This window comes from Mycobacterium paraffinicum (assembly GCF_025822865.1).
In the GTDB taxonomy this organism is placed as follows: Bacteria; Actinomycetota; Actinomycetes; order Mycobacteriales; family Mycobacteriaceae; genus Mycobacterium; species Mycobacterium paraffinicum.
Window position 1 is genome coordinate 471,784 of the sequence record NZ_JACKUR010000021.1, and the last position, 16,493, is coordinate 488,276.

A 16,493-nucleotide genomic window follows, 5' to 3' on the forward strand; every position below is an offset into this window, starting at 1 on the left:
GGGCACGCCCGTGGTGCCCGACGTGTAAATGAGGTAGGCGATATCGTCCGCGGCGGGCGCCCGAAGGGTGGAGCGGGGTTGAGCGGTCCTGCGGTCGTCGGTGATATCGATGACGGCGAGGGCGTGACCGGCCAACCGTGGGCGCAGGGCGGTGGTGGTGACCGCGATGATGGGCGCGGCGTCACCCAGCATGAATCCGATCCGCTCGTCGGGCAGGGCCGGATCGATCGCCAGGTACGCCGCCCCGGTCTTGAGGACCGCGAGCATGGCGATGACAGCTTCGGCCGAGCGTTCCAACAGCAGCGCCACCCGCGCGCCGGGGCCGGCGCCGAGGCCAGACAGCGAATGCGCCAAATGATTCGACGCCTCGCCGAGGTCCCGATAGGTCAACGACCGGCCCGCGCAACTGATGGCCACCGCCTGCGGCGAGCGGGCCACCTGGCCGGCGAACAGCTCCGGGATCGACACCTGCGCCGGCGCGGGTCCGGCCAGAGCCGCCCGGTTGCCCATGTTGTCGAGGCGGTTGCGCTCGTCGGCGCCGAGCAGGTCGATCACCGACAATGGGAGTTGCGGATCGGCGATCATCGCCGCGATGATCCGCCGCAGCCGGTCGATGAGCGTGTCAATGGTTTCGGCGTCGAACACACCGGTGTCGTACTCGATCCGGAAGCTCAGTTCGGGGCCGGGGGTGGCCTGCATGGTCAGTGGGTAGTGGTTGGCCTCGTGGCCGGTGAACTCGGTGATGGTCAGCCCGCCCGCGCCCGCCAGCGTGGTGGCGCCGATCGGGTAGTTCTCGTAGACGAACAGGGTGTCGAAGAGTTGGTCGTGACCGGTCGTGCGGTGAATCTCGTTGAGCGCCAGGTGTTGGTGGTCGAGGGTGTGGTTGTGCGCGGCATGGAGTTGGCCGAGCAGGCCGGCGGTGGTGGTGGCCGGCGTGAGGGTGGCCCGCACCGGAACGGTGTTGATCAGCAGCCCCACCATGGTGTCGGCGCCGGCCAGCTCGACGGGCCGCCCGGAAACGGCGGTGCCGAAGACGATGTCGCGCTGGCCGGTCATGCCCATCAGCAGTTGCGCCCATGCCGCCTGCAGGACGGTGTTGACGGTGGTGTGCTGGGAACGCGCCAGCTCGTTCAACGCCGACGTGGTGGACCCGGTCATCGCAAACGCGCTAGTGGCCTTGGTGACGGGCTTGATTCGGGCCGGCGGGCCGACGAGCGTGGGAGTGTCGAAGCCCGCCAGTGTGTTGTGCCAGGCCGCCCTGGCGGCGTCGAGGTCTCGCTCGGCCAGCCAGGTGACGAACCGGCGGTAGGGCGTGGCCGGCGGCAGCTGCCGGCCCTGGTAGCTGGCGAAGATCTCTTGCAACAGTATTGGTAGCGACCAGCCGTCGAGCACGATGTGGTGGAAAGTCAACACTATGCGGTGCTCGTCTTCGGCGGTGCGGATCAACGCCACCCGGAAGGTCGACGCGCCCCCGGTGAGGTCGCAGACCGCGGCGCGTTCGACGGCGCGCAGTCGCCCGGCGCCCTCGTCGACTTCGGAGCCGTATTCGAGGTACTGCCAGGGTATTTGAGGGGCGGCGGGAATGATCTGCACGGGTTCGTCGAATTGCGGGCAGTAGCGGGCGGCCAGGTTGGGGTGCCGCCTGAGCACGGTTTGCACGGCGTCCTGCAGCCGGTAGGGGTCCAGTGGCCCGGCGACGGTGATGTCGAGCTGCATCGCATACAGGTCACCGCGATCGGGAGCGGAGTGGAACAGCAGTCCCTCCTGCAAGGGGGTGAGCGGCAAGATGTCGGCGATGTCGTATTGTGCTTGGAGCTCGTCGATTTGGCGTTGGGTCAGCCGGGCGGGAGCGATGTCGGAGGGGGTCAGCCCGCCGCCGCCATTCTGGACGTGGGCGCAGATGCCGGCGAGGGCGTCAAACCAGAGCCGGCCGAGCCGGTCGACCTGGGTGTCATCGAGCGCCGAGGGCGCCCAGGTCCAAGTGGCGTTGAGTTGTGGGCCGGTGTCGGTGTCGATGGTGGCGGCGTTGAGTTCGGCGGTGTGGGACAGGGGCATCGGCACCTCGGCGGCAGCGCCGGCGACCGCCAGGCTGCCATGGTCGACCCGCCACTGGGCGCCAGAGGTGTGGGCGTTGGGTGGGCCGCCCAGACGTCCGAGGTAGTTGAATCCGATGGTGGGGTCGGGCCCGGCCAGATCGGTGTCGGTGCTGAGGTATCGCAGCAGTCCATAGCTCAGGGGATGGGGTATGGCACGCAGTTGTTCCTTGATGCGCTTGACGATTGAGCCCAGCGCTGTGTCGCCGGATGTGACGTGCTGCCACCGCAGGTCTCCGACGCTCAGTGCCACGGGGTATTTGGTGGTGAACCAGCCAACCGTGCGGGACAGGTCGAGGTCGTCGACCAGGTCGTCGTGACGGCCGTGCCCTTCGACGTCGATGCCAAGCGGGCAGTCGCCGGTGCCGAGGAATTCGGCCCAGGCCAGTGCGTAGGCGATCAGCAAGATCTCGTGGATGCCCGTGTGAAACGCCGCGGGAACGTCGGTGAGCAGTCGGCGGGTGGCGTCGGTGTCCAGTGAGACCGTCAGGTGCCCGGCGCTGGTATGGGTGTCCTGCGGTTCGGGGCGGGGGAGGCCGGCGGCGGCGCTGGTGATGTGCTTCCACGTGTCGGCCTGCTCGCTGACCGCCGGGGTGTGGGCATGTTGCTCGAGGATTTCGGCCCAACGCCGGTATGAGGTGCCGCCTGCGGGCAGGCTGATGGGTTGGCCGCTGTGGCGTTGGGCCCAGGCAATGTTGAAGTCCTCCAACAAAATCCGCCACGACACCGCGTCGACGGCCAGGTGGTGGATGATCAGCACCAGTTGACCGGTGCTGGGCACCCACAGCGCGCCGAGCATGGCTCCGGCGGCGGGGCTGAGCCCCGAGCGGGCCCGGGCGAGCTCCTCGTCGCTCAACACGTCGACCGTGCGCAGGCACTCACCCGCGTCCACGACACCGATCTCGGGGACGGTCAGCGTGCGTCCCCCGGTGCCGTCCCCGCCGACTCGGAGCCGCAGGGCGGGGTGGTAGTCGATCAAGGCTTGCAGGACGGCGAGCACGTCGGTGGGCGTGACGCCGGGCGGCGCTTGGAGCACCATGGTTTGGTTGAACTGGTCGACGGGGCCGTCGATGTCGAACAGCCAGCGCATGATCGGGGTGGGCCGGATCGGCCCGACGCCCTCATCGATGACCGTGTCGTGCCCGTCGGTGATTCCGGCGATGCGGGCCAACCGGGCCACGGTTTGTTCGACGAAGATGTCGCGGGGGCGACAGCTCAGTCCGGCCGCACGGGCGCGGGCCACCACTTGCATCGACAAGATGCTGTCGCCGCCGAGGTCGAAGAAGGAGTCGTCGATGCCGACCCGGTCGATGCCGAGCACCTGGGCGTAGATGGCGGCCAGGATTTCTTCGACCGGTGTGGTCGGAGCGCGGTAGTGCTCGGTGGTGTAGCCGGGCGCGGGTAGGGCGCGGGCGTCGAGCTTGCCGTTGACCGTCATGGGCAGCGCGTCCACCGCGACGATCGCCGCGGGCACCATGAAACCGGGGAGCCGGTCGGCCAATGTGGTGCGGGCGGCGGCAGGATCGACTGTGCCGGGGCGAGTTTCGGTGATATAGCCGACCAGCCGCCTGTCGCCCTGGCGATCTTCGCGGGTGATGACCGCGGCGTGCTCAACGCCCTCGAGCGCGGCGAGCGCGGCCTGGATTTCGCCGAGTTCGATGCGGTAGCCGCGGATTTTCACCTGCTGGTCGGCACGGCCGAGGTAGTCGAGTTGTCCATCGGGGGCCCACCGGACCAGATCCCCGCTGCGATACATTCGCGTGCCCGGCGGCCCGAAGGGGCAGGCCAGAAATCGCGACGCCGTCAATCCCGCCCGGTTGATATAGCCGATGCCGACACCGCGGCCGGCCACATACAGTTCGCCGGCGACCCCGGGCGGCACCGGGTGCAGCCATGGATCGAGCACGAACAGCGCCGCCCCGGGCACCGGCACGCCGATGGGAACGGCCGCACGGTCGGGAGTCAGTGGGGCGCTGATGGTGGCGTAGACGGTGGTCTCGGTGGGGCCGTACCCGTTGAGCATCAGCCGCCCCGGGGCCCATCGGTCCACCACCTCCGGTGGGCACGCCTCCCCGGCGGCCATCAGCGCGACCGCCTCCAGCCCGTGCGGTGACAGCGCCGCGAGGGCAGAGGGGGTTTGACTGAGCACGGTGACCTGTTCGGCGATCAGCAGCGCGTGCAGGTCGTCGGGGGAGCGGGTCACCTCGTCCGGCACCACCACCAGCCGACCGCCGAACAGCAGGGCGCCCCAGATCTCCCACACCGAGAAGTCGAAGGCGTAGGAGTGGCATTGGGTCCACACCTGCTCGGGCCCCAGCCTGATTCCGACCTGCAGGGCGTCGAACAGCCGGGTGACGTTGTGGTGGCTCACCGCAACGCCTTTGGGTACTCCGGTGGTGCCCGAGGTGTAAATGATGTGCGCGACATCTGCCCCCGTCGGGCTTGGTAGACCGGTGCTGGGTTGGCCGTCAATGCGGGGATCGTCGACCTCGAGGACCCCCGGGTCGCACTCGCCCAAGCGGGGGCGCAGTGCCGCGGTGGTCATCGTCACGACCGGTGCGGCGTCCTTGCGCAGGAAGGCAATCCGCTCATCGGGCACCGCTGGGTCGATCGGCAGGTAGGCCGCCCCGGTCTTGAGCACGGCCAGGATCGCGACGATGGCCTCGGCCGAGCGGGTGAACAGCAGCGCTACATTCTCACCCCGACCAGCACCGTATTCGACGAGCAGGTGCGCCAACCGGTTTGAGGCCTCGTCGAGTTCGCGGTAGGTCCGGGAGTGCGGACCGCAGCGCAGCGCCACCGCCTCCGGGGCGCGCGCCACCTGCTCTGTGAACAACGCCGGGATCGAGACCGCCTCCGCCGGCCGGGCCAACACCGCGCGGCGGCCGAGCACGTCGAGCCGCGCGGCCTCATCGGAGTCGAGCACATCGATCGACGACAACGCCGCCCGCGGGTCGGCGGTCATGGCAGCCAGCACCCGCTGCAACCGGCCGACCAAGGCGATGACGGTGCCGGGCTCGAAGACGTCGGTGCGGAACTCCACGGCTCCCGAAATCCCCGCCGGGTCACCGGCGTCGGTGAAGCGCTCGGCCAAGTTGAACGTCAAATCCATGCGGGCGGTGTGCGTGGCGATCGGCAGCTGCGCGACCTCCAGATCACCCAACGCCAACCCGGCCCCCGGGTCACCTGTGCTTCCCGGCAGGTTCTGCCAGGCCAGCATCACCTGCACCAACGGGTGATGGGTCAACGACCGCGCCGGATTCAGCCGCTCGACGAGCACCTCGAAAGGCACATCCCGATGCTCGAGAGCGGCAAGCCCTTTCAGCCGGACCTGGGCCAGCAGCTCGGCCACCGTGGGGTCGCCGGTCAGGTCCACCCGCAGCGCCAGGGTGTTGACGAAGAATCCGACCAAATCGTCGAGTGCGGGATCGTCACGGCCGGCGATCGGAAAACCGAGCGCCACATCCGAAGTCGAGCCGAGGCGCGACAACAAGACGGCCAATCCGGCCTGCATCACCATGAAACTTGTCGCGTTGCATTCGCGGGCGACAGCCCGCACGTGCTGCTGCAACTCCGCGGGCCAATCCACCGCCACAGTGGCCCCACGCTGATCGGCCACCGGCGGATACGCCCGATCCGTGGGCAACTCCACGCGCTCGGGCATCCCGGCCAGCGCATCCTTCCAATACGCCAGCTGTGTGGCGATCGGGCTATCGGCGTCATCGAGGTCGCCGAAGTGGGCCCGCTGCCACAACGTGTAATCCACGTATTGCACCGGCAGCCCAGCCCAGCCCGGAGCAAGGCCCCGCTGCCGCGCCTCGTACGCCGCGGTGATGTCGCGCACCATCGGAGCCAGTGACCACCCGTCAAAGGCGATATGGTGCACCACGATTCCCACCACATACAGCTCGGGGCCGAGCGAATAGATCTGCACACGGATCGGGATCTCGGTCGACAGGTCGAATCGATGACCGGCCAGCGACCTCAACTCGCCGGCCACCTCCTGCTCAGCCAACGGCACCATCGCGGAATCGCCGCGTTGCCACATCCGGCTCTGGGGCGCCAGCACCCGCTGGAAGGGCACGCCGTCGAGGTCGGGAAAGACGGTGCGCAGGGGTTCGTGCCGGGCGACGACGTCGTCGAGCGCCGCGCAAAGAGCCTCGAAGTTCAGTGGGCCGCTGATTCGGAAAGCGGTCGGCATGTTGTATGTGGTTGTGCCACCCTGCAATTGTTCGAGGAACCACAGTCGCCGCTGGGCGAACGACAACGGAACCCTGGCGGGACGCTCGGCGGTCGTCAATGGCTCGCGCTTGTCCGCATCTCCACTGAGCCGGGGCGCCAGCAGCGCGACCGTGGGCGCGTCGAAGAACGTGCGCAGCGAGAGCCCGGCATCCATCGACTTGTTGATCGCGGCGACCAGGCGCATCGCCGACAGTGAATCCCCGCCCAGGTCGAAGAACGACTCGTCCACGCCGACCCGCTCCGCCCCGAGCACTTGGGCGTAGATGTCGGTCAGGATCTCCTCGGTGGGGTTGGTGGGGGCCCGATACCGATCGGCGTCGCCGTATTCGGGTGCCGGCAGGGCGCGGGTGTCGAGCTTGCCATTGATCGTCAACGGCATTGACTGCAACACGACGAGGGCCGCGGGCACCATATATCCGGGTAGCCGCTCGCCCAACGCCGCCCGGGCGGCAGCGGGATCGACAGCCCCAGCGTCGGTTTCGGTGAGGTAGCCGATCAACCGCTGGTCGCCTGGACGGTCCTCGCGCACGATCACCGCGGCCCGATGGACGCCATCCAGTGCCGCCAGGGCGGCCTGAATCTCGCCGAGTTCGATGCGGTAGCCGCGCAGCTTGACCTGCTCGTCAGCGCGCCCGAGGTAATCGAGCTGGCCGTCGCGGCGCCAGCGCACCAGATCCCCGGTCCGATACATCCGCGTTCCCGGCGGCCCGAACGGGCAGGCCACGTATCGCGACGCGCTCAGCCCGGCCCGGCGCCAGTACCCCAGCCCCACACCGCGCCCGGCGATGTACAACTCGCCGACCACGTCCGCCGGGACCGGACGTAGCCACGCATCGAGGACGAACAACGCCGCTCCGGGCACCGGCGCGCCGATCGGCGGCGCGCCCGTTCCGGCGGTCAGCGGTGCACTCCTCGACGCGCACACTGTGGTCTCGGTGGGGCCGTAGCCGTTGACCATGACCCGCCCAGGCGCCCAACGATCGACGGTCGCGGCGGGGCAAGCCTCACCGGCGACCAGTAGCGCCGCAGACCCTAACCGTTCGGGGGCCAATCCTTCGACCGCTGAGGGGGTTTGGCTCAGGACGCTGACCTGTTCGGTGAGCAGCAGTGTGTGCAGGTCTTCCGGTGAGCCCGCCATCAACTCGGGCACGATCACCAACCGGCCGCCGAACAACAGGGCGCTCCAGATTTCTTCAACCGACGCGTCGAAGGCCAACGAATGCCACTGCGCCCACACTTGGCGCTGCGAGTTGAGCGACGCCAGCAGCTGGGTCACGTTGTGGTGGCTGATGGCAACACCTTTCGGCACGCCGGTGGTGCCCGAGGTGTAGATGATGTAGGCGATGTCATCGGGTGAGGGCAGCGGCAACGCGGTGTTGGGTCGCGCGTCGACGGCGGGGTCCGTGACGTCGATGACCACCTGGTTGCACCGGTCCAGCCGCGACCGGAGTTCCGCGGTGGTCAAGACGGCGATCGGGGTGGCGTCGTTCAGCATGAACTCGATGCGGGAACGTGGATGTTGCGGATCGATCGGCAGGTATGCCGCACCGGTCTTGAGTACCGCCAGCATCGCGACGACGGCCTCAGGGGAACGGTTGAACAGCAACGCGACACACCCGCCCGGGCCCGCGCCATGTTCAGTCAGCAGGTGCGCCAGTCGGTTCGCGGCCTGATCGAGCTGCTCGTAGGTCATCGACCGGCCCGCGGACCGCACGGCCACCGCCCCGGGTGCGCTCTTTACCTGCGCGGTGAATGACTCGGGAATCGAGACCGGTGGGGCGGACGCCTGCGTGAGCATCGCGCGGTTGCCCCACTCGTCGAGTCGGCCGCACTCGTCGGCGCTGAACGGATCGATCGAGGAGAGCCGCCGGCCCGGGTCGGCCGTCATCGCCAGCAAGACGTCTTGCAGCCGCTCCGCCAGGTCCGTGACGCCGAGGGTCGGAAATGGTCGGCCGGTGCCCTCCGTGCCGAACAGAAGTTCGTCACCGGCGGCGGAGAAGAACAACCCGAAGCCGTCCGTCAGGCCAGAATTGGTGAATGACGCCGAGGCCGGCAGGCCACCGAAGTCCAAGGTGAATGCGGACGGAAGGAAATTGAGGCTCACCCTGCGGGCCCGCTGGCTCCGGGCGGGGAAACGGGACTTGCGTTCCAGGCCTTGCACCGGAAACCGCTGGTGTTGCAGGGCTTCCCGAATCCGGCGGTCAACGTGCCGACAGAAATCGGCAACCGTAGCGTCCGGTGATACCGTCACGACCAGCGGCACGACCCCGGACAAAACCCCGGGGAGGGTCTTCGACTCCGGATCCACTCGCCTGCTGACCGGGAAGTCGAGTGCCACCTCAGGGCCCTGGGCACACCAGCCGTGTACCAGCAGCGCGCATGCCGCGGTGATGACCGACGATCGAGGCATTTCGCGCACCTGTGCCGACTCTTGGATCCGGCGCAGGACCACCGGGTCCAGGCGAACCGGCGCGGAGGAACGACAAGGGCCAGGCTCGCTCGCATCGCACTGCGGCCAGTGCTCGGATCCGTTTTCCAGCGGCAGGTTCTGCGCCCAATACGCCTGATCCTCTTGATAATCGGCCGACGCTTCGTACGCTGCCTCGCACCTGACCAAGTCCGCGAGCGAGCCGAAGAACGGAGGTGGCATGGACGCGCCCGCGACAACGGCCGAGTAGAGGGTGGCGATCCGGTGGCCGATCAGCGCAATGCCCGATGCGTCCACGACGATGTGGTGGCAGCACGTGAACCAATAGCATTCGTCGGGCCGTGTCTGAAATAGCGCGAACCTGAACAGCGGTCCCGTGAGCGGCATCGGCGTGCGTTGAATGGACGCGGCCATCTCGTAGGCCTGGTGCAGGGGACGATGCGACCCGGTCAGGTCGTGGAAAATCAGGTCGAGTTTCGGATCATCGATCGTGGTCTGGAAGACCTGGCCCTGGTCTTGAAAAAACGTCGCCCGGACCGGTTCGGCCTCCTGCAGCGCCCGGCGGATCGCCCACTCGAAGGGCTCTCGCTGTAGCCGGCCCTCGATTTTCGCGAAGAGTCCAAGCTGCCACTCCGCAGTGAAGCGGCCCGTCTCCTGCGCGAGCCAAATGTCCAACTGCCCGGGCGTCAGCGGGAGCGCCCGGTCGTCACGTTCCATCCGACCCCCCTCGGTCTCAGGCCGCACTTGCGGGCGCCAGCTTCTCGCACAGCAGACCCGCCAGACCGCGGATCGTTATGGTGGAGATGTCAGCCGACGGGATGCGCACCCCCGTTTCGGTCTCGATGCGGGTTCGTAGTTCGAGGGCGCCGAGTGAGTCCAAGCCGTACCCCGAGAGCGGCCGGTCGGGATCGACGCTGCGACGCAAGATCAGGCTGACCTGGTCGGAGATCATCCTGCGCAGCCAGGTGGGCCACTCGTCCATCGGGAGGTCATCGAGTTCCGCCCGCAGTTTGCTTGTGCCCGTTTGGTTTTGCCCGAGAGAGCGGAACGCCTGCGCAAACGGGCTGCGCTCGGCCAACAGCGCCAGCCAGGAGGTACCGGTGATCGGCGCATAGCCGGTATAGGCCCGGTCGTGGCGCAGTATCGCTTCGAATGCGTAAGCGCCCTCGTCGGGGGCGATCGCAATGTTGGAATTCTCCGCCAGTGTGGCCGCACGCCCGATCTCTGCCCAGGGTCCCCAGGCGATCGCGGTCGCCGGCAGGCCGCGAGCCCGCCGCCAGTGGGTGAAGCCATCGACCCAACTGTTGGCGGACGCGTAGGCGCCCTGCCCCGGGGAGCCGACCAGCGCCGCCGCCGAGGAGAACGAGCAGAACCAGTCCAGCGGCTGGCCCGCGGTGGCGGTGTGTAAGTTCCACGCGCCGTGAACCTTTGCCGCCCAATCGCGTTCGATCAGTTCATCGGTGATGTTGGTCAATGTGGCGTCCTCCACCACCGCGGCCGCGTGCAGGACGCCGCGCACCGCCAGCCCGGTAGCGGTCGCCGTGGCCACCAAACGGCGCGCGGTGTCGGGTTGCGCGATGTCCCCGCACTCCACCACGATGTCGGCGCCGGTCGCGCGGATCCGCTCGATCGTCGCCAGCGCGGTGTGCGTCGGCTCTGAGCGTGCGGACAGCACGATGCGCCCACATCCCGCGGCGGCCATCTTCTCCGCCAAGAACAGCCCAAGACCCCCAAGGCCGCCAGTGACGAGGTAGGCGCCGTCGGGGCGGAAGACCGGGGCCTGCGCCGGCGGTACCGTCACCCGGTGGCGGCCGGTGTGCGGGACGTCGAGCACGATCTTGCCGGTGTGCCCGGCGCCGGCCATCGTTCGAATGGCGTTGCCGGCTTCCGCAAGCGGGTAGTGCGTGGTCTCCGGAATTGGGAGCACACCGTCCGCGATGAGCTGGTACACGGTGGCCAACAAGTCGTGAACCCGGCCCGGTTCGCTGTACGACAGCAGCGCCAGGTCGACGCCGTGGAACGCGAGGTTGGGCCGGAACGAGAAGAGGCCCAACCGGATGTCCCGCTTGCCGATTTCGATGAATCGGCCACCGAGAGCCAGCAATTTGAGCCCCGCGAGCTGGGCGGCGCCGGGGACCGAGTTGAGCACGATGTCTACGCCGTACCCGTCGGTCTGGCGCCTGATCAGCTCGGCGAACTCGGTGCCGCGCGAATCGTAGACATGCTCAATGCCCATGTCGCGCAGCAGTTGTCGGCGTTCCTCGCTGCCCGCGGTGGCGAATATCTCGGCACCTGCGGCCCGGGCCATCGCGATCGCCGCCTGTCCGACGCCGCCCGTCCCGGAGTGGATCAACACGCGATCACCGGCTTTGATATGGGCCAGGTCGTGCAGGCCGTAATACGCGGTGGCGTGCGCGGTTGGCACGGCCGCCGCCTGCCCATCGGAGAGTCCGGCGGGCAGCCTCACCGCCAGGCGAGCGTCGCAGGTGATGAACGTGCCCCAGCATCCGTCGCCACACAGACCCCCGACATGATCGCCCACCTTGTGGTCGGTCACCCCCGGTCCGACGGCGGTCACCACGCCGGCGAAATCGGTGCCCAGCTGCTGTCTCCGGCCCTCGAAGGCGGGATAGCGGTCGAACGCGACCAGCACGTCGGCGAAGTTGATATTGGAGGCGCTGATTTCCACCTCGATCTGGCCGGCTGCCGGTGTAACCCGTTCCCGGGCAATGAATTCCACCGACTCCAGATCGCCCGGCGTGCGGATCTGCAGGCGGACGCCGTCGCGCTCGAGGTTGGCGATGGTGGTTCGCCGCTCCTCGGGCCGCAGCGGGCTGAGGGCCAATCGCGCCGTGTACCAAGCGCCGTGTCGCCAGGCGGTCTCGTCTTCCTCCGTCCCGGCGAGCAGTTGGCGGGCGAGCTGCTCGGCCTCGGTGTCGTCGTCCATGTCTATCTGGGTGACCCCCAGGTGCGGATGCTCGGCCCCGATCGCCCGCAGCAAGCCCCGCAGCCCGGCCTGCTCCAAATTGGGCACGTCGCTGGCCACCACGGTCTGGGCGTTGTGCGTGACGACGTAGAGGCGCGGGAGTTGGCCGGGTGTGTCGGGCAGTTCGCGGATGACATGCACCAGTTGTTGCACGGACTCGTGGCCCAGCGCCGGCGACCGGTCATCGGCGTCGCCCTCCCCGGGCCCCGCCGCGATCACCAAACCGCTGAATCCGCCGGCGCGCAGACGATCTCGAAGCTGTTCGGAGTTCGAGGTGTGATCGGCGTGCCGCGGCCAGCACATCGTGGTGCATTGTGCGCCAAGCTGTTTCAGCGCCTCCGTCAACGGGGCAACAGTGTCTGCGGCGGTGCCGATGACCAGCCAGGCTCCGGGGTTGCGGTGTTCGCCCTCCGGCAGTTCTCGCTGCCGCCATTCGATCGTCAGCAATCGCTTGGCCAGCAGCCGTTCGTCGCGGTCGTTCTCGGCTGCCCCGGCACCCAATCGCAGCCCCTGCACGGCGAGCAGGACAACCCCGTGCTCATCGAGCATTTCGAGGTCCGCCTCAACTCCGGAAGCATCGGCTTTCGTCACCCGTGTGTAGCAATAGCGGGCACCGCGGGCGGGGCCGTAGGAGTGGAGCCGCCGGAGACTGAGCGGCAATGCCAGCACGTCTTCGCCCAGGGTTTGCAACTCGGGGTGGGCCGCGACGGACTGGAAGCAGGCATCCAGCAGCGCCGGGTGCACCCCGTAGGCATCTTGTTGCGAGCGGATCTGACCGGGTAGCGCGACCTCGGCCAGCACGGTGCGGGTTGCCGCCGCGCCGATGTGCAGCGCGGTGAGTCCGCTGAATGCCTGACCGTATCGAACACCACGCTCGTCCAGGCGCCGGCGCACCTCGGCGCCGTCCTCAGGGTCTGGGTGCGCGGCGAGCAGCGCGGAGATGTCATGTGCGGGCGGGGGATCCGCCGCGGCGGCATAGAGACCAGCGGTGATCAACTGCGCTTGTTCGCCCCCGTCATCGGACTCCACCACGAAATCGGCGACGCCCGTTGACGACAACGCTGCCGAGGCCCCGATGGTGGTCTGTTCGTCCAGCAGCAGTGCCCGCTCGAAGTGCAAGTCACGGACCTCGGAAGCTTCGCCGAAAACGGTGCGCGCGGCCGTCAGCGCCATTTCGCAGTAAGCGGCGCCCGGGAATACGGTCACATCGCGAATCTGGTGATCGCCCAGCCAGGGCTGGGCGGCGGTGCCGATCTCCGCCTGCCAGACGTGGCGTTCCGGTTGCTCCTGCAAGCGCACATGGGCGCCCAGCAGCGGATGCACCGCGACGGTGCAGCCGCCGTGCGTTGAGGGTCGACCACCGCGGCTCAACAACAGCCGGCGGTGCGTCCAGGTCGGCAGCGGCGCGTCAACCAGTCGCCCGTTCGGGTAGAGCACGGAGAAGTCGATCGCGGCGCCCGCGCTGTACAGATCCGCGACAAACCCGCGCAAGCCGTGGGGCTGTGCTTGCTCGCGACGCATCGCAGCCAGGGCGGCCAGCGGCATGTCGAGACTGCGGGCGGTCTGCTCGACCGCATGGGTGAGTAGCGGGTGCGGCGCCAGCTCCGCGAAGACGCGGTAGCCCTCCTCCAGAGCGGCCCGTACCGCCGGCGCGAATCGCACCATCTGGCGCAGGTTCTGCACCCAATACCCGGCATCGCAGACCGGCCGCTCGCGCGGGTCGTAGAGGGTCGCCGAGTAGAACGGGATTTCCGGCGGCATCGGATGTAGCCCGGCGAGCGCGTCGGTTAGATCGTCGAGGATCGGATCCACCTGGGGGGAGTGCGAGGCGACGTCGACGGCAATCTCGCGGGCCATCACGTCGCGCGACTCCCAGGCCGCGACCAGGTCGCGCACCGTCTGGGTGGCGCCGCCGATCACGGTGGATTGCGGCGACGCCACCACCGCCACCACGGCATCGTCGACGCCGCGGGTCACCAATTCCGAAAGCACCTGCTGCGCAGGCAGTTCCACCGAAGCCATCGCACCCGCGCCGGCGATGCGCGACATCAGGCGGGAGCGCCGGCAGATGACGCGCAACCCGTCTTCCAGCGACAGCGCTCCCGCGACGACCGCCGCTGCGACTTCACCCAGGGAATGCCCGATGACCGCGCCGGGATGCACCCCGTAGGAGCGCATGGTGGCGGCCAGCGCGACCTGCATGGTGAACAGGGTCGGTTGAATCCGGTCGATACCGGCCACGGTCTCCGAGGCGGTCAGCGCCTGGGTCACCGAGAACCCGGCCTCGCCGGCGATCAGTGGCTCGGCCGCCGCGACGGTCGCCGCGAACACCGGTTCGGTCGCCAGCAACTGGGCTCCCATTTGCGCCCACTGCGAACCTTGCCCCGAGAAGACCCAGACCGGTCCGCGGTCATCCTGCCCGACCGCAGCCTGATGCGGAGTGTCGCCGTCGGCGACCTCGCGCAAAGCCTTGACCAGCTCCGGCCGGTCACTCGCAATGACGGCGGTGCGTACCGGGCGGTGCGCGCGCCGACGCGCCAGGGTGTAGGCCAGGTCCGTCAGGGCCACGTCCTCATGCGCTGCGACCCAATCGCCAAGGCGGCCGGCGGTGCGACGCAATTCGTCGGCCGAGGTGGACGACAGCGGGAAGAGCAGGGGTAAGGCCGACTCAGCTTCGGGCACAGCGGCTTCCGGAACCTGCGCCGGGGCTTGCTCCACTATGGCGTGTGCGTTCGTTCCCGAAAGCCCGTACGAGGACACGGCCGCTCGCCGGGGATGATGACCATTCGTCGGCCATGGTGTGATCGTCTGCGGCACAAACAGTTTGGTGTCGATTGCGGCCATTTCATCGGGCAGCCGCGCGAAGTGCAGATTCTGGGGGATCATGCCGTGCTGCAACGCCAGGATCGTCTTCATCAGCCCGAGCGTTCCGGCGGCCGACTGCGCATGACCCAGGTTGGTCTTCACCGTCGCCAGCGCGCAGGGGACGTCGGTGCCGTAAACGGCTGCCAGGCTGGCGTATTCGACCGGATCACCGACGGGCGTGCCGGTCCCGTGCGCCTCGACCATGCCTACGCTGCGGGGGTCAACACCGGCGGCGGCCAGCGCCGCCCGGTACACCGCGGTCTGCGCCGCGAGCGACGGTGTGGCGATGTTGACGGTGTGGCCGTCTTGGTTGGCAGCAGTGCCGCGGATTACCGCCAGGATCCGATCACCGTCACGCAGCGCGTCGGGCAACCGTTTGAGTAATACGACGACGCAGCCTTCAGCAGACGCGAACCCGTCAGCCGCGACGTCGAACGCGTGACACCGACCGGTGGGAGAAAGCATGCCTTCCGCGGAACCTGCGACGAACTTCCGCGGATCCAGGATCACCGCCGCGCCACCCGCCAGGGCAAGGTCGCTTTCACCGTCGCTCAGGCTGTGGCAGGCCAGGTGCACCGCGGTCAGACCCGACGAACATGCGGTGTCCACCGTCATCGCGGGGCCGTGAATGCCCATGGCGTACGCGATCCGTCCCGACGCCAGACTGAAGCTGCTGCCGGTGAACCCGTACGGCGCCTCCACCGCGTTCGCGTCGGCGGCCAACAGTTGATAGTCGCCATGCGTCAGACCGACGAACACGCCGGTTAGCGAGTCGGCCATGGTCTCGCGCGTCAGGCCGGCATGCTCCATGGCCTCCCAGGAGGTTTCCAGCAGCAACCGGTGCTGGGGGTCGATCGCGGTAGCCTCGCGCTCGTTGATCCCGAAGAACTCGCAATCGAAGCCGGCGACGTCATCGAGGAACCCGCCCCACTTCGTCACCGACCGACCCGGAACCCCCGGCTGAGGGTCGTAATACTCGTCGGCGTCCCACCGGTCCGGCGGAACTTCCGTGATCAGGTCGTCCCCACGTTGCAACGCCTCCCACAGCCGCTCGGGGGAGTCGATGCCGCCAGGCAGTCGACAGGCCATGCCGATGACCGCAGTGGGAGTGAAAGTTGCTTTCTCCACGGCCGTTCACCTCTTCTTATCCGGCGGGGCGGTAACCGCGGTCGAATTCGTATTTGTCGATGGGACCGCCTGGTCGAGTCGACGCATCTTCGCCAATTGGTTGCGGCGCGACACGCCCGATGCCGGACGCCATACCGGTGCGCATTCCAATTGATCGACTGTCGGGCCGACGGGCCGGAAAAACCGGTTCTACCAGCGCAAAGGCATAACCGAAGTTCGCTTCGACGACCGAATAATCGGCGGTCCCCTGAAAAATTCGGCCGCCCACCTCGAAGAAATCGGCGCGGCGTCGTTCCGGTCCTCGCTGCACTTTGCTGATTACCCGACTAAGCAAATCTTGATTGCCCAAAGCCCCGGTATTCGGCAATAGGCTCGCTCGGCATTTGGGGCCGGAGTGACCAGAGTTTCGCGGAGGCCGGACATTTGGTTGTCGCCTCGTCGGTGGAAGGGCGGGGTCCTCAAACACCATCCGACTTCGCCCGGCTTGAAGGCATGGGAATGGACGACCGGGCTGGCCCGGCCGCCGTCGCTCCGTCGTCGCGCGCCGCGAAGATGCAGCGCGAATGGCTGCGATCCAGACCATCCGGCAATCGGCTGCGACTCGGGCGGAGCCCCGCAAGAAGTTGTCCCGCGCCGGGTGTCGCCGGCCGAGGCGAACTAGTTGTCGTTGTCGTTGTCGACGGGTTCATCATCGGCTCTCCCACACCGCAAGTCGACATGCGTGCAACAAACCATACAGAAGGTCACCCCG

At 68.1% G+C, this 16,493-nt stretch carries 3 protein-coding genes (1 of these 3 running past the window's edge); all 3 read right to left on the reverse strand.

Annotated features, from left to right (window positions below; all coding sequences use genetic code 11):
• Tightly spaced (at most 55 nt apart), the 3 genes in view from H7J89_RS10780 to H7J89_RS10790 form a layout consistent with a single transcriptional unit that may run on beyond the window.
• Positions 1-9,480 carry the 5' portion of a non-ribosomal peptide synthetase gene (locus H7J89_RS10780; RefSeq protein WP_264043268.1) on the reverse strand. It extends 7,077 nt beyond the left edge of the window, so 9,480 of the gene's 16,557 nt are visible here — the first part of the coding sequence; it begins with the start codon at positions 9,478-9,480; its stop codon lies off the left edge, out of view.
• Positions 9,481-9,496: 16 nt separating this feature from the next.
• Positions 9,497-15,703, reverse strand: coding sequence for a sulfolipid-1 biosynthesis phthioceranic/hydroxyphthioceranic acid synthase (gene pks2 / locus H7J89_RS10785; RefSeq protein WP_372513767.1), 6,207 nt, complete (start codon positions 15,701-15,703; stop codon positions 9,497-9,499).
• A 55-nt stretch (positions 15,704-15,758) separates the two neighbouring features.
• The gene (locus tag H7J89_RS10790; protein ID WP_264043272.1) at positions 15,759-16,091 is read right to left on the reverse strand and encodes a hypothetical protein; all 333 of its coding nucleotides are present in this window, start codon (positions 16,089-16,091) and stop codon (positions 15,759-15,761) included.
• Positions 16,092-16,493 lie beyond the last annotated feature (402 nt).

What these genes read in the sequence shown, in the direction of transcription:
- pks2 (WP_372513767.1), bottom strand. Translation starts at nt 15,703, where the DNA reads ATGGCCTGTCGACTGCCTGGCGGCATCGACTCCCCCGAGCGGCTGTGG.